Origin of the sequence: Maritimibacter sp. DP1N21-5, assembly GCF_019218295.1 — a bacterium.
In the GTDB taxonomy this organism is placed as follows: domain Bacteria; phylum Pseudomonadota; class Alphaproteobacteria; order Rhodobacterales; family Rhodobacteraceae; genus Maritimibacter.
Genome location: NZ_JAHUZF010000006.1, coordinates 1,434,198 through 1,451,902, shown reverse-complemented (window position 1 = coordinate 1,451,902; position 17,705 = coordinate 1,434,198). Strand labels below are relative to the sequence as shown.

The following is a 17,705-nucleotide window of genomic DNA, read 5'->3' as shown; positions in this document are numbered from 1 at the left end:
CCCACGCACCGATATCTCTGTGCCCGATGGACTGGTGCGGGTGGCATGTAGGTCCTAACTGTGGAATATCGCCGCCTGGGGAGTGCGCGATTGCGAGAAGGACAGGACATGAGCGGTTTCGATTACGATCTTTTCGTCATCGGTGGCGGATCGGGCGGCGTGCGCGCGGGCCGCGTGGCGGCCGAGACCGGGGCCAAGGTGGCGCTGGCCGAGGAGTTCCGCATGGGCGGGACCTGCGTGATCCGGGGCTGCGTGCCGAAGAAACTCATGGTCTTCGCCTCGAAGTTCGGCCCGGCCGTCGAGGACGCGCGGCGCTTCGGCTGGGAGATGGAGGATGGACGCTTCGATTGGGACCGGTTCCGGCCCATGCTCGACAAGGAATTGTCGCGGCTCGAAGGGATTTACCGAACGAACCTCGGCCGTCCCGGAACCGACATCTACGATGCGCGCGCGGTGGTGAAGGATGCCCATACGGTCGCCCTGTCGACGGGTGAGGAGTTCACTGCCAAACATATCCTCGTCGCGACCGGCGGGCGGCCCTTCGTGCCGGACATTCCCGGTGCCGAGCTTGGCATCACATCGAACGAGATCTTCAACCTCGCGCGTCTGCCCAAGAAAGTGCTGATCGTCGGCGGCGGCTATATCGCTTGTGAATTCGCCTGCATTCTCAACGGGCTGGGCGTCGAGGTTACACAATGGCATCGGGGCCCGCAGGTCTTGCGGGGCTTCGATGACGAGGTGCGCGGGCATATCTCGGAACTCATGGTGGCGCAGGGGATCGACCTGCGCGTGGGGGTGTCGCCCCGGGCGGTCGAGAAGACGTCGGAGGGTCTGCGGGTCACCGGGACCGAGGAGCATGAAGTCACGGTGGACGAGGTTCTCTGGGCCACAGGCCGCGTACCCAACAGCGCGGGGCTTGGTCTCGAGGCACTGGGCGTCGAGCTGAGCGCGAATGGCGCGGTCGTGGTGGACGATTACAGCCAGACGGCCGTGCCCTCGATCTTTGCCGTGGGGGACGTGACCGACCGGATCAACCTCACTCCCGTCGCGATCCGCGAAGGCGCTGCCTTTGTCGAGACCGTGTTCAAGGGAAATCCGGTCAAACCCGACCACGAGCTTGTCGCCTCGGCCGTCTTCACCCAGCCCGAATACGGCACCGTCGGCATGACCGAGGAACAGGCGCACCGGGAGGTGGGCAATGTCGACGTCTATACCGCATCGTTCCGGCCCATGCAGAAAAGCTTCATCGACCGGCAGGAGAAGGCGCTCTTCAAGCTGATCGTGGCGCGCGAGAGCCAGAAGGTCCTGGGATGTCATATCGTCGCGGACGGAGCGGGCGAGATGATCCAGCTCGCCGCCGTGGCCATAAAGATGGGTGCCACGAAGTCCGATTTCGATGCCGCGGTCGCGGTGCATCCGACCATGGCAGAAGAAATCGTCCTGATGAAGTCACCTACACGACGCCTTGAACCCATCGGATGACCCCTGCGGGTTGAATTTCCGGGCAATCGCGGCCAGTTATGGCGAGACAGTTTTTGGAGGACCTCACACATATGCCCAGCGACAGCGGCGGGCCCTGGGGCGGTGGCGGTGGCAACCGCGGCGGCCAGGGTGGAAATAACGGTGGAAACAACGGAAACGGCGGCAACGATCAGCGTCCGCCGCGCCGGCCCGGACAGGGCGGCAACATTCCCGAGATCGACGATCTGATGCGCAAGGGGCAGGAACAGCTCCGCGTGCTCATGGGCGGCAAGGGCGGCGGCGGCAACCGCTCGCCCGAAGGTGGCGGTGGCGGGCCCGGGATCGGGCGTGGCACGATCCTGATCGGTCTGCTCGTGGTCGTGGCGGTCTGGGTCTTCGCGAGCTTCTACCGAGTCGACACGTCGGAACAGTCGGTCGAGCTTCTCTTCGGCGAACGCTACCAGGTCGGGCAGGAGGGTCTCAACTTCGCGCCCTGGCCGGTGGTCACGCATGAGATCTATCCGGTCACCCGCGAAAACACCGAGGACATCGGCGTGGGCACCAGTGACGGTCTCATGCTGACCGGCGACGAGAACATCGTCGACATCGACTTCCAGGTGGTCTGGAACATCGGTGACGTCGAGAAATACGTGTTCAACGTGGCGGACCCGGTCGAGACCATCCGCGCGGTGTCGGAATCGGCCATGCGCGAGATCATCGCGCGCTCGACCCTTTCGCCGATCCTGAACCGCGACCGTGGCGTGATCGCGCAGGAACTGCAGGAGCTTATCCAGTCGACGCTCGACAGCTACCAGTCCGGGGTCAACATCGTGCGCGTGAACTTCGACCGCGCCGACCCGCCGCGCGAAGTCATCGACAGCTTCCGCGAGGTGCAGGCGGCCGAACAGACCCGCGACACGCTGGAGAAACAGGCCGACGCCTATTCGAACCAGGTCGTGGCGGCGGCCCGCGGTGAAGCCGCGCAGCTTCTGGAAGAGGCGGAAGCCTACCGTGCGCGGGTCGTGAACGAAGCCGACGGTGAAGCCGCGCGTTTTATCTCGGTCTACGACGAATATGCCAAGGCCCCGGATGTGACGCGCAAACGTCTCTACCTCGAAACGCTCGAGCGTGTGCTGGGTGACGTGGACAAGATCGTCATCGACGAAGGCGCCGCCGGCGGGCAGGGCGTGGTGCCCTACCTCCCGCTCAACGAGTTGAACCGCAACCGAACCACCACGAACGGAGGGGCCAACTGATGCGCAGATCCTACATCATTCTCGGCCTCATCGCGGTCGCAATCTTCGTCGGCCTGAATTCGTTCTACATCGTGGACGAACGCGAAAAGGCCCTGCGCCTGTGGTTCGGTGAGGTCACGGCGGAAATCGACGAACCAGGTCTTTATTTCAAGGTTCCCGTGCTCCACGAGATCGCGAAATACGACGACCGGATCCTGTCGCTCGATACCGAGCCGCTGGAAGTCACGCCGGCTGATGACCGCCGTCTTGTGGTCGATGCCTTCGCGCGCTGGCGGATCACCTCGGCGGGGCAGTTCCGCCGGGCCGTGGGTGCCTCGGGCGTGAATGGCGCGGCGCAGCGTCTTGAACGCATCCTGAACGCCGAGCTGCGTGAAGTGCTGGGGTCGGTTCCCTCCGATGCCGTGCTCTCGGCCGACCGGGTCGCGCTCATGAACCAGATCCGCGACCAGGCGCGCGCCGAAGCCCAGTCCATCGGGATCGAAGTCATCGACGTGCGGATCAAGCGCGCCGATCTGCCCGAGCAGAACCTCGCCGCCACCTTCGAGCGTATGCGGGCCGAGCGGCAGCGGGAAGCGGCGGACGAGATCGCCCGTGGTAACGAGGCCGCGCAGCGTGTCCGGGCGCAGGCCGACCGCACCGTGGTCGAGACCACCTCGGACGCCCAGCGTCAGGCCGAGATCATCCGTGGTGAAGCCGACGCCGAGCGCAACGCGATCTACGCCAGTGCCTTTGGCCGCGATCCCGAGTTCTTTGCCTTCTACCGCTCGATGCGGGCCTATGAGAATGCGCTGAACGGGGACAACTCGACGCTGGTGATTTCGCCCAACTCCGAGTTCTTCGAATACCTGAAATCCGACAATTCGGGCATTCCGGGTCCGTCGGATACCGACCGCGCGCGGCTCCCTGACGGGCAGGAAGTGGGCGGTGGGAACGCGGCCAACACCGCGCCGGAGACGGATGCGCCCCAGCCCGAAGGGGCCGATGCCGCGGAAGCGGAACCTGCGCCGACCAACTAGGACCGGTCTGACACATTCGAAACCGGCCCCATGACGGGGCCGGTTTTTTGTTGGCCGCGCCAGTCCTGATGCGCGAGGCTCCGCTCGCTTTCACGGGGAGGTGACGAATAATGCCGAAGATTGCGTTGCGTGCCGGCCATCCTGCATGAATGATACGGGCAGCATTTTCGAGGAGACCATCGTGACACCACAGATTGCCAGACCCAAGGCAACCCGGACTGCAGGCAGGACCGACGTCAAGACAGCGGTGAAGGCGCAGACCCGCGACACCCGTATCGTGGGTTGGGCTTTTGCGGCGCTCGTGGCCGCCATGCTGACGCTCTTGGCCAGCGTGTCCCATGCGCGCGGCGCGCCCGAGAGTTTTGCCGATCTGGCCCAGCAGGTCAGCCCTGCCGTGGTGAACATCACGACCGCCACCGTGGTGGCACAGGACACCGGGCCCTCGCCCATGGTGCCGGAAGGTTCGCCCTTCGAAGATTTCTTCCGCGACTTCCTTGACCGCAACGGCGGCGACCAGTCGCCGCAGTCGCGCCGGTCATCGGCGCTTGGCTCCGGCTTCGTGATTTCCGAGGATGGCTTCATCGTCACCAACAACCACGTGATCGAAGGCGCGGACGAGATCGAGATCGAATTCTTCGGGGACCGCGGCACGCTGCCTGCCACCGTCGTCGGTACCGATCCCAACACCGACATCGCGCTTCTCAAGGTCGAAACGGACGAGCCGCTACCCTTCGTGCCCTTCGGCGACTCCGGTGCGATCCGGGTCGGCGATTGGGTCATGGCGATGGGCAACCCGCTGGGGCAGGGCTTTTCCATTTCTGCCGGCATCATCTCGGCCCGGGGGCGGGAGCTTCAGGGCACTTACGACGATTTCCTTCAGACCGACGCCGCGATCAACCGGGGCAACTCGGGCGGCCCGCTCTTCAACATGGACGGGCAGGTGATCGGGGTGAACACGGCGATCCTGTCGCCCAACGGCGGATCCATCGGGATTGGTTTCGCCATGGCCTCGAACGTGGTGACCAAGGTCGTCGATCAACTCAAGGAATTCGGTGAGACGCGCCGGGGCTGGCTCGGCGTGCGTATTCAGGACGTGACCGATGACGTGGCCGAGGCGATGGGCCTGGCCGACGCCCGCGGTGCGCTGGTGACGGATGTGCCGGAAGGTCCCGCCATGGACGCGGGAATGGAGGCGGGCGACGTCATCGTGAACTTCGGCGGCGAAGACATCGAGGATACCCGTGAACTCGTGCGCATCGTGGGCAACTCGGGCGTCGGTGAAACCGTGCGCGTGATCGTCCTGCGCGAAGGCCAGACCCAGACGCTCCGCGTGACGCTCGGTCGGCGCGAGGAGGCGATCTCGGCAGACGCCAGCGAGGCCCCGGAAGAGACGCCGGGCGAAGACGCCCCGCTCGAGAAGACCGTTCTGGGCCTTTCACTCTCTGAGATGACGCCGGAGCTGCGCGAAGAGCTTGGCCTCGACGCGGGATCGTCCGGTCTCGTGGTCACGGCCGTGCTGGCGGAAAGCCAGGCGGCCGCGAAGGGTCTTGAGGCCGGCGACGTGATTACCGAGGCCGGTCAGCAGCGGCTCGAAACCATCGCCGATCTGGAAGCGCGGGTGGCGGAGGCCAAGGATGGCGGTCGCCAGTCGATCCTGCTTCTGGTCCGCCGCGGTGGCGATCCGCGCTTCGTGGCTCTGCCGGTCGAGGAATAGCGCCTCGCGCATCCGGTGAATGTTGGACAAAAGGCCGCCCTGAGGGGCGGCCTTTTTCTTGCAGCCTGTGGCTCGAGCTGACGTGCGAACAGGCCGGTCTTATTCGTAGTCGGCCCGCACTGCGGCGGCCACATCGCGCGGGTCGGTCATGCCGGACACGTCCGCGCCCCGGGCCTGAAGCTCGGCATAGCGCGCGGCGTAGATGTCGCCCTCATTGCGGCGTTCCCCTTCCGACCGGTTCGAATCCATCGCGGCGCTTCTGGCAAGCTCGCCCCAGCCGCGAAGCTGATCTTCGGTCTGGCCAGCGGTCGCGCTGGTGATGGAGGCGAAGTTGCTGTCGTTGGTAAGGGGTCCCCATTTGCTGACGTCGAAGGGGCCCCCATCGCTCGAAAAGACCTCCATGTCCGACAGGGCGCTGGAGATGTTGCCGGCAAGGGCGGTGGTGCCCCCAGAAACAGAGATGAGCACGGAACTTCCGAGCCCGACGATGGCGGCAGTCAGGACGACCCAATCGACGGTGACGGCACCGTCTTCGGATTTGGCGAAATCAAGAAAGGCGTTGAAACGCATCGGCGTTGGCTCCGGTCTAATCACTTTGCTGGAGCCACCCTGAACCCCGTTCGTGGTCAACTTTTGGTTAATATGAGGTATTCTTTGGAAGAGGTGGTGCCACATTTGCGGCCATCTTCACGCGTTATCGATGGCGAAGGCGCCCCCCGCGTGGATCGTCGGGACCTCGCCCGAAGCCGTCCGACGGCCCCCGGAAACGACTAAGGCCGCCCGATGGGCGGCCTTTTCGGTTCCTGATGGGAGGATCAGAAACGACGGGCGATATCGGCGCGATGGATGCCGATGTCTTCAAGCTGCGCATCCGTAAGGAAGGACAGGATTTCGCGGGTTTCCCGAGCCGCACGGCGGCGCTGGAGCGTGATCATCAGATCGGTAACGAACCGGACAACGCGCGAAACGTGACCGGCAACTTCGTAGGTGGCGATAGCCGTAGCCATGTTTTGACCTCGTTTGCTTGAATTATGGGCGGTTTACGAAGAATCCGTCCGGCTCGCGGGAGATAGGCTTTTCAATGTCACGGCGCAAATGCTGCTTTTGCATTGCATCCATGCTGCGACTGCATAGCTCGCACGCCGCGTAACAGTCTGATAACGTTTGATTAATCAGACTGGAAAAACGGTCGGTTCCGAAGGGCGGAATGTCGTTTTTTGACCAGATGTCGCGAAAGCCTTCAAGCCCCCGGGGACAATTCGCTTTGCCATGTTCACCTTTCGTGCTAGTTCTCGGCAAAACGATAACAAAAGGGCAGTGGGCTATGCGGGTTTTGGGCATCGATCCGGGACTGGTCAACAGCGGCTGGGGGATCATCGACGTCGACGGCTCGCGAATCACGCATGTCGCGAACGGCATCTGCCACGGCATCGGCGACGGGCTGGGCGACCGCCTGCTCGCGCTCTTCGACCAGCTTACCGCCGTTGTCACGCAATGGTGCCCCGATCAGGCCGCCGTGGAGAAGACCTTCGTCAACAAGGACGGTGTCGGCACGCTGAAGCTTGGCCAGGCGCGGGGGATCGCCATGCTGGTGCCCGCCCGTGCGGGGCTGCCCATCGGGGAGTATTCGCCTAACTCGATCAAGAAGACCGTGGTGGGCGCCGGCCATGCCGAGAAGGGGCAGGTGGAATACATGGTGCGCCTTCAGCTTCCCAGCGTGCAGATCAACGGTCCTGATGCGGCGGATGCGCTGGCCATTGCGCTCTGCCACGCCCATCATGCGCGCACCAACGGTCGCCTCGCGGCGGCCATCGCGGCGGGACGATAGACAATGATCGGAAAAATAGCCGGGCGGGTCGATTACAAGACCACGGATCACGCGCTCATCGACGTCCGGGGCGTAGGCTATATCGTCTTTCTGTCGGAACGTGCGCTCATGGCGCTGAAACCCGGTGAGGCGGCGAGTTTCTATACCGAGATGATTGTACGCGAAGATGCCATGACGCTCTATGGTTTCACCTCGCTGGTCGAGAAGGAATGGTTCCGGCTGCTGCTCGCGGTGCAGGGCGTCGGGGCCAAGGCGGCCACGGCGATCCTTGGCGCGCTCGGTCCCGACGGGGTCTCGCGCGCCATCGCGCTTGGCGACTGGAACGCGGTCAAGGCGGCCAAGGGGATCGGTCCCAAGACGGCGCAGCGCGTGGTCATGGAGTTGAAGGACAAGGCGCCGACGGTCATGGCGATGGGGGCGGGCACCGCACCCAAGGCGCCGCTCGACGAGGAACTGGTCGAAACCTACATGCCCGAACCTCCGGTTGGCAGCCCCGTGAAAGCTCCGGCCAACAATGCCCAACCCGAAGCGCTCTCGGCGCTCACCAACCTCGGCTATCAACCGGGCGAGGCGGCCTCGGCCGTGGCGACGGCGCTTAACGAGACACCCGACCTCGACACCGCCGGGCTCATCCGCGCGGCGCTCAAGCTTCTCGCGCCCAAGGGGTAGGGGATGACCGCGCGGTTCTGGCAATTCCTCATCGCGGTGCCCTTCGTCACCCTTGGCGGCTGGGCGCTCGTGTGGCCGTCTTCGGTGCAGTGGGTCGCTTTCCGGCCCGAGGTGCAGATGGACGCGCGTATCCTCAACGTGGCGCTCGGTGCCTTCGGGGCGCAGGCGCTCCTCTGTGCGCTCTTCATCCTGACAAGCCGCTTCACGCGTTGGAGCTTTCTGGCCTATGCCATCGCGCTCCTGCCGTTCTTCGCCTTCAATTACTGGTTTCTCTACGTGGAGCCGCTGTTTTCGGCGGGCATGATCATCGACTTCGCCGCGAACCTCGCCATGCTCGGCTTCTGTTTCATGGGTTGGCGCGCGGCCAAAGCCGAGGGATTGTGACCCGATGACCGATCCAGATCCGACCCTGCGCGCCGCCCCCCTTCCGGACGAAAAGCCCGATCACGACCGGGCGCTGCGCCCGCAGCAGCTTGGCGATTTCATCGGTCAGGCCGAGGCACGGGCGAACCTGCGCGTCTTCATCGAAAGCGCCCGCCAGCGGGGCGAGGCGATGGACCATACGCTCTTTCACGGCCCGCCGGGTCTGGGCAAGACCACTCTGGCCCAGATCATGGCCCGCGAGCTTGGCGTGAACTTCCGCATGACCTCGGGCCCGGTGCTGGCCAAGGCGGGCGACCTTGCCGCGATCCTGACCAACCTCGAAGCGCGCGATGTGCTCTTCATCGACGAAATCCATCGCCTCAACCCCGTGGTCGAGGAAGTGCTCTATCCGGCGCTCGAGGACTTCGAGCTTGACCTCGTGATCGGCGAAGGTCCCGCCGCGCGCACGGTGCGGATCGAGTTGCAGCCTTTCACGCTAGTGGGCGCGACCACGCGGCTCGGGCTTCTGACGACACCGCTTCGGGACCGGTTCGGCATCCCGACCCGGCTTCAGTTCTATACCGTGGACGAATTGCACGAGATCGTCACGCGCAACGCCGTCAAGCTTAACGCGCCAGCCGATCCCGAGGGCGCGCTTGAGATCGCCAAACGTGCCCGGGGCACGCCGCGCATTGCAGGGCGCCTCTTGCGGCGCGTCGTGGACTTCGCGCTGGTCGAGGGCGACGGCCGCATCACGCGCGAGATCGCCGACATGGCGCTGACGCGGCTTGGCGTCGATCACCTGGGTCTCGATGGGGCCGACCGTCGTTATCTCGGCCTCATGGCCGAGCATTACGGCGGGGGGCCAGTCGGGATCGAAACGCTGGCCGCCGCGCTCAGTGAAAGCCGCGATGCGCTCGAAGAGGTCATCGAGCCGTTCCTCTTGCAACAGGGTCTGATCCAGCGCACGCCACGGGGCCGGATGCTTGGCCACAAGGCATGGCGTCACCTTGGGCTCGAGGCTCCCAGACCGGCGGGCCAGCAGGATCTCTTCGGCAAGTGAGGGGGCGAGTGACGGGGCTTTGAAGCTGCGCCCGTTGACGCCGCGCCCGCAGCCGCGCAGGGTGTCCGCTCAAGGAGTTACCCATGCCCATCAAGAACCGCTTCGCCGAGCTTCAGTCCGAAATCGCCGCCTGGCGGCAGGACATCCACCGCCACCCGGAGATCAACTTCGCCACACACCGCACTTCGGCGCTTGTCGCGGCCAAGTTGCGCGAGTTCGGCTGTGACGAGGTGGTCGAGGGCATCGGGCAAACCGGTGTCGTAGGTGTGATCCGGGGCAAGGCGAATGTCTCTGGCCGCACCGTGGGTCTGCGCGCCGATATGGATGCGCTCCCGATCCTCGAGGCGACAGGGCTCGACTATGCCTCCGAGACGCCCGGGGCGATGCATGCCTGCGGCCATGACGGCCATACCGCCATGCTGCTGGGGGCCGCGAAATACCTTGCCGAGACGCGGAATTTCGATGGCACCTGCGTCGTGATCTTCCAACCCGCCGAAGAAGGTGGCGGCGGGGGCCGCGAAATGGTCGAGGATGGCTTGATGGAGCGTTTCGCCATCGATGAGGTTTACGGGATGCACAACTGGCCCGGCATTCCCGTCGGCGAGTTCCAGATCCGGGCGGGAGGCTTTTTTGCCGCCACTGACCAGTTCGACCTGGTGATCGAAGGGAAGGGTGGCCATGCCGCGAAACCGCATGAGGGCATCGACCCGACGGTGATGGCGAGCCATATCATCGTGGCGCTCCAGACCATTGTAAGCCGCAACGTCGACCCCGTGAAACAGGCGGTGGTGTCGGTGACGCAGATGGCGACCGAGGGCGACAGCTACAACGTCATTCCCCAGCGCGTGCACATGAAGGGCACGATCCGCACCCATGATGCCGGGCTTCGCACCTCGGTGCCTGCGCGGGTCGAGGCGCTGGCCAAGGGGATTGCCGAAGGCTTTGGTGGCCGCGCGACCTTCACCTACCACGAGGGCTACCCGGTCATGGTCAACACCGAGGCCGAGACCGCCTTCGCCGCTGACGTGGCCGCGCGGGTGACAGGCAGGCCGACCGCCGAGGCCGATCCGGTGATGGGGGGCGAGGACTTCGCCTATATGCTGGAGGCGCGACCGGGGGCGTATATCCTCGTCGGCAATGGCGACACCGCGCCCGTGCATCATCCCGAATACAACTTCTCGGACGAGGCGATCCCGGCAGGGTGCAGCTGGTGGGCCGAGATCGTGGAACAGCGCCTGCCGGCGGCGTAGACGGTTCAATAAGCGGAGCAGCCAGATGAATGCATTCAAAGCGGGATTTGTGGCGGTCGCGGTCTTCTGCCCGGTAAGTTCGATTGCTCAAGATGGCTTTCCCGGACCCTATTATGGTGAGGTCACACGCGTGATTGACGGTGATACATTTGTCGCGAACGTGTCAATCTGGCCCAATATCAAAGCTGATATCAGTGTGCGAATTGCAGGTATTCAGGCGCCGGAGACGCGGCGCTCCGCTTCTTGCGACGAAGAACCCTACTACGGAGCGCAGGCTAAATTCGCCTTGGAACAGGAACTCCCCGTCGGCCAATCGATAAGACTGGAGAATGTCAGGAATGGTTCGTTTGCTGGTCGAGTTATTGCGAACGTGTTTCGCCAAAACGAGGTTCGCGGAACCCCAATTGAAACTTTGATGACACGACGTGGATTGGCAGTTGATTGGATTCCGGGAGATGATGAAATCGACTGGTGCGAATTTTTCTTGAGGAGCGCCCCAAACTAAATACTCCGCGTGCTCCTCGTCAGCCTCCCGTGTGGCTCATGTGCCGGGGCATCTGCCCGTCGAGCCTCTGGCGCGAGTAATCGAAGTCATGTCCCTTGGGCTTGTGCGTGATCGCCTCGCGGATGGCGGCGACGAGCGGGGCATCGTCCTCAGGATGCTCGCGCAGGGGCAGGCGCAGGTCGGCGCGGTCTTCCTGCCCGAGGCACATGTAAAGCTCGCCGGTGCAGGTCAGTCGCACCCGGTTGCAGCTTTCGCAGAAGTTATGTGTGAGCGGCGTGATGAAGCCGATCTTCTGACCGGTCTCTTCGAGCCGCACATAACGGGCCGGCCCGCCGGAGCGTTCGGCCAGAGGCGTCACCGTGAAGCGGCTTTCGTAGCTTTCGCGCACGTCGGTAAGCGGCCAGTATTGGTCCAGCCGCTGCTCGTTCCCGATGTCGCCCATGGGCATGACCTCGATCCAGGTCAGGTCCATGTCGCGCGAGGCGCACCATTCGGTGATCGTGAACAGTTCGCTGTCGTTGAAGTGGTTCAATGCGACGGCGTTGATCTTGATCCGAAGCCCGGCCTTCTGCGCCGCGTCGATGCCGCGCAGGACCTGAGCGAGGTCGCCACGACGGGTGATCTCGCGGAATTTGGTGTCATCGAGCGTATCGAGCGAGATATTGATCCGCTTCACGCCCGCCGCCGCCAGATCGCCGGCAAAGCGTTCGAGCTGCGAACCGTTGGTGGTCAGCGTCAGTTCGTCGAGTGCGCCGCTGTCCAGGTGCCGCGACATGCCCCGGAAGAAATCCATGATATCGCGCCTGACCAGCGGCTCGCCGCCCGTGATCCGCAGCTTGCGGACACCGAGGCCGATGAAGGCCGTCGAGACGCGGTCAAGTTCCTCGAGCGTCAGGAGTTCCTTCTTGGGAAGAAACGTCATGTTCTCGGCCATGCAATAGGTGCAGCGGAAATCGCAGCGGTCCGTCACCGACAACCGAAGATAGGTGATCGGGCGCATGAAGGGGTCTATGAGACGTTGGTCGGCCATAGAGGGAACCTAAGCCTGCCGAGGGGGCGCGGCAAGCGTGATCGGGCTTGGCGAGACGAAAGTCGCGCCCTAAGCTCGGTGTCATGAAAGCGTTTGTTCTTGTTGCCCTTCTGGGGCTCGCCGCCTGTGCCAACGGGCCGTTTTCGCAGGATCCTGCCGGAAATGTGACCGGTACGGCCACGACGGAAACCGATCTGGAAACCACCGTGACCGCGCCGCCGCCACCGCCGGGCGCACGGACCGAGGAGGCCTTCGACACCACGACCGAGGACGAACGCCTGGCCGCCGTCGCCGCGCCGGAGCCAGCGGGCGAACGCACGCTGGGCACAACGATCGCGACCCTGGGCGCACCGACGGCTCCGGGGTTCTGGCTCGAGACGCCGCTGGTCAGCGCCGTATCGCAAGGCCGGGTGGTGGCCAAGGCGAACGGCAAGTCGGTGTCGCTGGAGCTGCGCCCGATCGAGGGGCCGGCGACGGCGGGCAGCCGGATTTCCTTGCCCGCCCTGCGTCTACTGGAGGTCGGTCTCGCCGGCCTGCATGAACTCACGGTATACGCGAAGTGACGACGTTTCCCCCGCAGCGACGCGTCGTGCAGGCGACGGGGGACTGGGACGACATGCGCTCCCGGTTCCGATGGAACATCCCGGAGGACTTCAACATGGCCGAGGCCTGTTGCGACTCCTGGGCCCGGGAAGAGCCGGACCGCGTGGCGTTGACCCATGTGGGCGAGGCTGCGAGCAAGGACTGGACCTTCGGTGAGTTGCAGGTTTCTTCGGACGGTCTGGCGGGGGCCTTCGCCGGGCATGGCATCGGGCGCGGCGACAGGGTGGGCATCCTCCTTGCCCAATGTCCCGAGGCGCTGATCGCGCATCTGGCGACGTGGAAACGCGGCGCCATCTCGATCCCGCTCTTCACGCTTTTCGGACCCGACGCGCTGGAATTCCGGCTGGCCGACAGCGGCGCGGTGGCAGTCGTTACCGATGCCGAGGGCGCAGAGAAAATCGCCACGATCCGGGACAGCCTGCCGGACCTGCGCGAGGTCTTCGTGATCGGGGGCGCGCCTCATGCCCGCGACCTGTGGCGGGAGATCGCGGGGGCCATGCCGGCTGTCCCCGAGGACGTGGGGGCCGAGGATCCGGCCGTGATCATCTATACCTCCGGCACCACCGGCCCGCCCAAGGGCGCGCTCCATGCGCATCGGTTCCTGATCGGCCATCTGCCCAATGTCGAACTGCACCACGAAGGCTTCCCGAAGGAGGGCGACGTCGGCTGGACGCCCGCCGACTGGGCCTGGATCGGCGGGCTCATGGACATGGCGCTGCCCTGTCTTTACCACGGGGTCAGGCTCGTCTCCTGCCGGATGAAGAAATTCGATCCCGACGCGGCCTTCCGGCTGATCGCCGAGCAGAAGATCCGCAATCTCTTCCTGCCGCCGACCGCGCTCAAGCTCATGCGACAGGTCGCGGTGCCGAAAGACGTAAGTATACGCACCATCGGTTCGGGCGGCGAGGCACTGGGGGCAGATCTCCTCGACTGGGCGAAGGGCGCGCTCGGGGTCACGATCAACGAGTTCTACGGCCAGACCGAATGCAACCTGGTGATTGCCTCCTGCGCCGGGGCCATGCCGGTAAAGCCGGGCAGCATGGGCCGCGCCGTGCCGGGGCACGAGGTCGGGGTGATCGACGCGACGGGGCAGGCCGTGGCGCCGGGAATGCTGGGCGAGATCGCCGTGCGCCGCCCGGACCCGGTGATGTTCCTTGGCTACTGGAACCAGCCTGAGAAGACCACGGAGAAGTTTGTCGGCGACTGGATGCGGACCGGGGACCTCGGCACCTGCGACGCCGACGGTTATTTCACCTATGTGTCGCGCGACGACGACGTGATCACCTCGGCGGGCTACCGGATCGGACCGACCGAGATCGAGATCTGCCTCACGGGGCACGACGACGTGGTGATGGCTGCCGTCGTGGGCGTGCCCGACCCGGTGCGCGGCGAATCGGTGAAGGCCTTCGTCGTGACGCGGGCGGGGGTGTCGACCGAGGGGCTGGCCGAGGCCCTCATCGCGCGGGTCAAGGCGCGGGTGAGCCCGCATGTGGCGCCCAGAACAATCGAATTCGTCGAAGCCCTGCCGATGACGGCGACGGGCAAGATCATGCGACGCGAGCTCAGGGGAGACAGGTCATGAAACAGCCGATGATGGCGGGGCTCGCCGCACTGGGGCTTGCGACACTCGGGCTTGCGACATTGGGGCTTGCGGGCCCGGCGCAGGCCGAAGAGACGCGCTTCGGCCCCGTCGAGATCGTTGACGTGAACGATCTGGAGCGCGGGCTGTCCTTTGGTGGCGAGGTAAATGAAATCCCCTCGAAGCCCTATCTGGCCTTTGTCGAGGCTCAATATGGCGATTGGTTGCTTCTGGCAGTGTCACAGGGCGGCAATGCCTGTGCGGCGGAATACACCTGGGCCGTGGTGAGCGCCGAGGGTGTGACCTTCTCGCCGGTCTTCGGCACCTGTGCGGAGCTCACCGACATCTCGCAGGGCGACGGCGGCGTGACGGTGGAGATCGACAGTCTCGAGGCGGGATCCGGTCCGATCCGCTATTTCTTCGACGGGGCAGTGATCACCGAGGAGCAGGCGCCGCTTCAGGGGATCGGCTGGTCGATGGGACAGCCGGGGGAGTTCTGGGTCGGGCGCTACCTGTTCGACCTTTTCGACGCGGCGGAACTAGACGGTGCGCTGCGCGACATCATGGACCCGAAGACACTCGAGACTGCGCGCAAGAACGCGCAACTGACGTCGCCGATGGAAAGGCAAGGCGACTGGGTCGTGGGCGTGGCCTGCGAGAAGAACGCCTGCGACGCGAACGAAGTGGCGGTCGCGGTGTCGATGGACGGGAACCGGATCGTCGTGGCGCTGCGTGAGGGCGGAGATCCGGTGGGCGTGTTCGGCGATCTGGGGGACGACGAGTTCATCCCGGCCTTCGAGGACGTGCTGGCGCCTTGAAGGGTGTCGACTTTCGCTGGCGCGAAGGCCGATCCGGTGGGGGCGCTGCCCCCACACCCCCGCCGCAAAGTGGGGGCTCCGCCCCCACACCCCCGAGGTATTTCTGAAGCAGTGAAGGGGAGCGGGTCGGTTGTCGTTGCCTGGAGGGCGCGCTATCCCTGCGGCGACAAGGGGAGCATCGGATGACGCCGGAGACGATCGAGGCGCTGTTTCAGCATGGCGGGCACTATCATTTCGCGCGTTGGGGGCGGCCCATCGTGCCGGTGGTCTTCGGGGTCGAGGATGCGACGCTCTCGGTGGTGAAAGGTGCGCTCGAGGCCGTCGTCGGTCTGGCCGGGCACAAAATGGCGGATCACGATCCGGAGCTTGGCGCGAATTGCATGATCTTCTTCTTCACCGAGTGGTCCGAGCTTCTGGGCGTGCCGAACCTTGGCGCGATGATCCCGGATCTGGAGGCGCTGGTGGCGCGGCTTCAGAAGGTCGGGGCAACACAGTATCGCGCGTTCCGCTTCGACGATGCCGGGGCCATTCAGGCGGCCTTCGTCTTCGTGCGGATGGGCGGCGGCCTCGAAGAGATGAGCGCCGAGACCGTCGCGCTGGGGCAGGCGGTGCAACTGGTGCTCGACTGGGGCGAGGGCGCCTTTGCCGAGCGCTCGCCGCTGGCGCTGCATCCCGAGGGCGGCGCGGTCATTCTGCGGCCCGAGATCGCTGCGGTGATCCGGGCGGCCTATGATCCGGTGATGCCGGCGGCGGCGCGGGACGTGTCCCATGCACACAGGCTCGCGGCGCGGGTGGCGTTGTGAGGGCCTTCGTCGCGCTCGACCTGCCGGAGCCGCTGATCACGGCGGTCGCGCGGTTGCAGGCGGGGCTCGACGTGGGGCGGCGGGTGCCGGAAGAGAACCTCCATCTGACGCTCGCTTTTCTGGGCGAGGTAAGCGAGCCCCTGGTCAACGACGTGGCCGAAGCCATGATGAGCCTGTCCGCCCCTGCGGTCGACCTGACGCTCACCGGGCTCGACGTGATGGGCGGTGCCGAGCCGAGCCTCGTTTGCGCGACGGCCGAAGCAGTGCCTGCGCTGGTCACGCTTCAGGAGAAGGTCATGCGCATGGTGCGCGTCGCCGGGGTCGACCTCGAACGACGGCGGTTCCGTCCGCATGTGACGCTCGCGCGATTCTCGCGCGCGCTCAACACGAAGGACGACAAGGCGCTGCGCGATTTTCTGAAGCTCAACGGCCGCTACCGGAGCGAGACGCATCTCGCGACCCGGGTGACGCTCTACGAAAGCCACCTGACCAAGGAGGGCTCGATCTATGACCCCCTGTCCGACATCTACCTGAGGCAGCCATGACCCATCGCTTCCCCCTGCGCGTCTATTACGAAGACACCGACCTTGCCGGGATCGTCTATTACGCGAATTACCTGAAGTTCATCGAACGGGCCCGGACCGAGTGGGTGCGGGCCAAAGGCGTAGACCAGGTCAAGCTGAAGGCGGAGGCGGGGATCGTTTTCGCGGTGCGCCATCTCGAGGCCGATTACCTGCACCCGGCGCATTTCGACGACGAGCTGACGGTCGAGACCCGGGTGGAAGCAATGACCGGAGCACGGCTCACGCTCCGGCAGGAAGTACTGCGGGGCGGCGAGCGGCTTTTCTCGGCGCTGGTCACCTTGGTCGCGCTTAACGAGACAGGACATCCGGCCCGGCTTCCGGCGATAATCCGCCACTCCCTGCACTGATCCGGGCATTGTTTCGGCTGTTGACGCGGTTTTGTTGGCTTTGAGGCTTCAAATCCGTTACCGTCCCGTGCAGAGAGCCGTCCGACAGAGATGGCCGAAAAGGCAGGCAACGGAAAGCTATGGAACAGGAAGCCCTCGCGCTCGCCGGAGAAATGGATTTCTCCTTTTGGGCGCTTTTCTTTCGCGCAACGCTGATCGTGAAGCTGGTGATGATCATGCTCATCGCCGCATCGTTCTATTCTTGGGCGATCATCGTGACAAAATTCATGCAGTACCGGCGCGCCCGCGCGGAGGCGGCGGCGTTCGACGAGGCGTTCTGGTCGGGCGAACCATTGGATGAGCTTTACGAGCAGATCGGACCAAGCCCGGACGGGGCCTCGGAAAAGGTCTTTGCGGCCGGCATGCTGGAATGGCATCGCTCGCACCGTGCCGATGGCGGGCTGATTGCCGGCGCCACGAGCCGGATCGACCGCTCGATGGACGTGGCCATCGCGAAAGAGGGTGAACGGCTCAATTCCCGGCTCGGGTTCCTCGCGACGACGGCGGCAACGGCGCCTTTCGTCGGGCTCTTCGGCACGGTCTTCGGGATCATGAACGCCTTCATCGAGATCGCGGCGCAGCAGAACACCACTCTCGCGGTCGTGGCACCCGGTATCGCCGAGGCGCTGCTCGCCACTGGTCTCGGCCTTCTGGCCGCGATCCCGGCGCTCATCTTCTACAACAAGCTCACCACCGACAGCGATGCGATCATCGCGGGGTGGGAGAGCTTCGCCGACGAGTTCGCCACGATCCTCAGCCGACAGTTGGACGGCTGAT

General features: G+C 64.9%; 20 protein-coding genes. 17 read left to right on the top strand and 3 right to left on the bottom strand.

Features of this window, described 5'->3' with window-relative positions; genetic code table 11:
* The first annotated feature begins 108 nt into the window (after positions 1-108).
* From gor to KJP29_RS14805, 4 genes are all read left to right on the top strand, one after another.
* Positions 109-1,482, top strand: a complete 1,374-nt coding sequence (gene gor / locus KJP29_RS14820) for a glutathione-disulfide reductase (RefSeq protein ID WP_218464303.1) — start codon at positions 109-111, stop codon at positions 1,480-1,482.
* Between the two features lie 71 nt (positions 1,483-1,553).
* Complete coding sequence (gene hflK, locus KJP29_RS14815) at positions 1,554-2,717, top strand: FtsH protease activity modulator HflK (protein ID WP_218464302.1); 1,164 nt, start codon at positions 1,554-1,556, stop codon at positions 2,715-2,717.
* On the top strand, positions 2,717-3,733 hold the full coding sequence (gene hflC / locus KJP29_RS14810) for a protease modulator HflC (RefSeq protein ID WP_218464301.1): 1,017 nt from the start codon (positions 2,717-2,719) through the stop codon (positions 3,731-3,733). Before hflK ends, hflC begins: the two co-directional genes overlap by 1 nt.
* A gap of 310 nt (positions 3,734-4,043) precedes the next feature.
* Entirely contained in the window at positions 4,044-5,447 is a 1,404-nt protein-coding gene (locus KJP29_RS14805) for a DegQ family serine endoprotease (protein ID WP_218464968.1), read from the top strand.
* A 99-nt stretch (positions 5,448-5,546) separates the two neighbouring features.
* On the opposite strand, the gene KJP29_RS14800 is transcribed toward KJP29_RS14805, so the two are convergent.
* Positions 5,547-6,017: a hypothetical protein gene (locus KJP29_RS14800; RefSeq protein ID WP_218465009.1), complete on the bottom strand. Its 471-nt coding sequence runs from the start codon at positions 6,015-6,017 to the stop codon at positions 5,547-5,549.
* A 245-nt stretch (positions 6,018-6,262) separates the two neighbouring features.
* A complete protein-coding gene (locus tag KJP29_RS14795; RefSeq protein ID WP_218464300.1) occupies positions 6,263-6,454 on the bottom strand; it encodes a DUF1127 domain-containing protein in 192 nt (63 codons plus the stop codon).
* Between the two features lie 317 nt (positions 6,455-6,771).
* Here KJP29_RS14795 and ruvC point away from each other — a divergent pair, with 317 nt between their 5' ends.
* The 6 genes from ruvC to KJP29_RS14765 all read left to right on the top strand — a co-directional run bounded on the left by ruvC (position 6,772) and on the right by KJP29_RS14765 (position 11,125).
* Positions 6,772-7,275: a crossover junction endodeoxyribonuclease RuvC gene (gene ruvC, locus KJP29_RS14790; protein ID WP_218464299.1), complete on the top strand. Its 504-nt coding sequence runs from the start codon at positions 6,772-6,774 to the stop codon at positions 7,273-7,275.
* A 3-nt stretch (positions 7,276-7,278) separates the two neighbouring features.
* The gene (gene ruvA, locus KJP29_RS14785; RefSeq protein ID WP_218464298.1) at positions 7,279-7,944 is read left to right on the top strand and encodes a Holliday junction branch migration protein RuvA; all 666 of its coding nucleotides are present in this window, start codon (positions 7,279-7,281) and stop codon (positions 7,942-7,944) included.
* A 3-nt stretch (positions 7,945-7,947) separates the two neighbouring features.
* The gene (locus KJP29_RS14780; RefSeq protein WP_218464297.1) at positions 7,948-8,328 is read left to right on the top strand and encodes a hypothetical protein; all 381 of its coding nucleotides are present in this window, start codon (positions 7,948-7,950) and stop codon (positions 8,326-8,328) included.
* 4 nt (positions 8,329-8,332) lie between these two features.
* Positions 8,333-9,370: a Holliday junction branch migration DNA helicase RuvB gene (gene ruvB / locus KJP29_RS14775; protein ID WP_218464296.1), complete on the top strand. Its 1,038-nt coding sequence runs from the start codon at positions 8,333-8,335 to the stop codon at positions 9,368-9,370.
* An 83-nt stretch (positions 9,371-9,453) separates the two neighbouring features.
* Positions 9,454-10,620 (top strand): M20 aminoacylase family protein, encoded by a 1,167-nt coding sequence (locus KJP29_RS14770; RefSeq protein ID WP_218464295.1) that lies wholly within the window; start codon positions 9,454-9,456, stop codon positions 10,618-10,620.
* Between the two features lie 25 nt (positions 10,621-10,645).
* Positions 10,646-11,125, top strand: coding sequence for a thermonuclease family protein (locus KJP29_RS14765; protein ID WP_218464294.1), 480 nt, complete (start codon positions 10,646-10,648; stop codon positions 11,123-11,125).
* A gap of 19 nt (positions 11,126-11,144) precedes the next feature.
* On the opposite strand, the gene moaA is transcribed toward KJP29_RS14765, so the two are convergent.
* Positions 11,145-12,155 (bottom strand): GTP 3',8-cyclase MoaA, encoded by a 1,011-nt coding sequence (gene moaA / locus KJP29_RS14760; protein WP_218464293.1) that lies wholly within the window; start codon positions 12,153-12,155, stop codon positions 11,145-11,147.
* An 83-nt stretch (positions 12,156-12,238) separates the two neighbouring features.
* Here moaA and KJP29_RS14755 point away from each other — a divergent pair, with 83 nt between their 5' ends.
* From KJP29_RS14755 to tolQ, 7 genes are all read left to right on the top strand, one after another.
* Entirely contained in the window at positions 12,239-12,718 is a 480-nt protein-coding gene (locus KJP29_RS14755; RefSeq protein ID WP_218464292.1) for a D-galactarate dehydratase, read from the top strand.
* 53 nt (positions 12,719-12,771) lie between these two features.
* The gene (locus KJP29_RS14750; RefSeq protein WP_218464967.1) at positions 12,772-14,340 is read left to right on the top strand and encodes an AMP-binding protein; all 1,569 of its coding nucleotides are present in this window, start codon (positions 12,772-12,774) and stop codon (positions 14,338-14,340) included.
* On the top strand, positions 14,337-15,155 hold the full coding sequence (locus KJP29_RS14745) for a hypothetical protein (protein WP_218464291.1): 819 nt from the start codon (positions 14,337-14,339) through the stop codon (positions 15,153-15,155). The genes KJP29_RS14750 and KJP29_RS14745 overlap by 4 nt, the downstream gene beginning before the upstream one ends.
* A 182-nt stretch (positions 15,156-15,337) precedes the next feature.
* Positions 15,338-15,958 carry a hypothetical protein gene (locus tag KJP29_RS14740; RefSeq protein WP_218464290.1) on the top strand — a complete coding sequence of 207 codons (621 nt, stop codon included), beginning with the start codon at positions 15,338-15,340 and terminating at the stop codon, positions 15,956-15,958.
* Positions 15,955-16,503: an RNA 2',3'-cyclic phosphodiesterase gene (gene thpR, locus KJP29_RS14735; RefSeq protein WP_218464289.1), complete on the top strand. Its 549-nt coding sequence runs from the start codon at positions 15,955-15,957 to the stop codon at positions 16,501-16,503. Before KJP29_RS14740 ends, thpR begins: the two co-directional genes overlap by 4 nt.
* On the top strand, positions 16,500-16,889 hold the full coding sequence (gene ybgC / locus KJP29_RS14730; RefSeq protein WP_218464288.1) for a tol-pal system-associated acyl-CoA thioesterase: 390 nt from the start codon (positions 16,500-16,502) through the stop codon (positions 16,887-16,889). The genes thpR and ybgC overlap by 4 nt, the downstream gene beginning before the upstream one ends.
* A gap of 119 nt (positions 16,890-17,008) precedes the next feature.
* Complete coding sequence (gene tolQ / locus KJP29_RS14725; protein WP_218464287.1) at positions 17,009-17,704, top strand: protein TolQ; 696 nt, start codon at positions 17,009-17,011, stop codon at positions 17,702-17,704.
* The last annotated feature ends 1 nt before the right edge of the window (position 17,705 follow it).

Coding starts and splice junctions, on each gene's coding strand:
- gor (WP_218464303.1), top strand. CDS start 109: ATGAGCGGTTTCGATTACGATCTTTTCGTCATCGGTGGCGGATCGGGC.
- hflK (WP_218464302.1), top strand. CDS start 1,554: ATGCCCAGCGACAGCGGCGGGCCCTGGGGCGGTGGCGGTGGCAACCGC.
- hflC (WP_218464301.1), top strand. CDS start 2,717: ATGCGCAGATCCTACATCATTCTCGGCCTCATCGCGGTCGCAATCTTC.
- KJP29_RS14805 (WP_218464968.1), top strand. CDS start 4,044: ATGCTGACGCTCTTGGCCAGCGTGTCCCATGCGCGCGGCGCGCCCGAG.
- KJP29_RS14800 (WP_218465009.1), bottom strand. CDS start 6,017: ATGCGTTTCAACGCCTTTCTTGATTTCGCCAAATCCGAAGACGGTGCC.
- KJP29_RS14795 (WP_218464300.1), bottom strand. CDS start 6,454: ATGGCTACGGCTATCGCCACCTACGAAGTTGCCGGTCACGTTTCGCGC.
- ruvC (WP_218464299.1), top strand. CDS start 6,772: ATGCGGGTTTTGGGCATCGATCCGGGACTGGTCAACAGCGGCTGGGGG.
- ruvA (WP_218464298.1), top strand. CDS start 7,279: ATGATCGGAAAAATAGCCGGGCGGGTCGATTACAAGACCACGGATCAC.
- KJP29_RS14780 (WP_218464297.1), top strand. CDS start 7,948: ATGACCGCGCGGTTCTGGCAATTCCTCATCGCGGTGCCCTTCGTCACC.
- ruvB (WP_218464296.1), top strand. CDS start 8,333: ATGACCGATCCAGATCCGACCCTGCGCGCCGCCCCCCTTCCGGACGAA.
- KJP29_RS14770 (WP_218464295.1), top strand. CDS start 9,454: ATGCCCATCAAGAACCGCTTCGCCGAGCTTCAGTCCGAAATCGCCGCC.
- KJP29_RS14765 (WP_218464294.1), top strand. CDS start 10,646: ATGAATGCATTCAAAGCGGGATTTGTGGCGGTCGCGGTCTTCTGCCCG.
- moaA (WP_218464293.1), bottom strand. CDS start 12,155: ATGGCCGACCAACGTCTCATAGACCCCTTCATGCGCCCGATCACCTAT.
- KJP29_RS14755 (WP_218464292.1), top strand. CDS start 12,239: ATGAAAGCGTTTGTTCTTGTTGCCCTTCTGGGGCTCGCCGCCTGTGCC.
- KJP29_RS14750 (WP_218464967.1), top strand. CDS start 12,772: ATGCGCTCCCGGTTCCGATGGAACATCCCGGAGGACTTCAACATGGCC.
- KJP29_RS14745 (WP_218464291.1), top strand. CDS start 14,337: ATGAAACAGCCGATGATGGCGGGGCTCGCCGCACTGGGGCTTGCGACA.
- KJP29_RS14740 (WP_218464290.1), top strand. CDS start 15,338: ATGACGCCGGAGACGATCGAGGCGCTGTTTCAGCATGGCGGGCACTAT.
- ybgC (WP_218464288.1), top strand. CDS start 16,500: ATGACCCATCGCTTCCCCCTGCGCGTCTATTACGAAGACACCGACCTT.
- tolQ (WP_218464287.1), top strand. CDS start 17,009: ATGGAACAGGAAGCCCTCGCGCTCGCCGGAGAAATGGATTTCTCCTTT.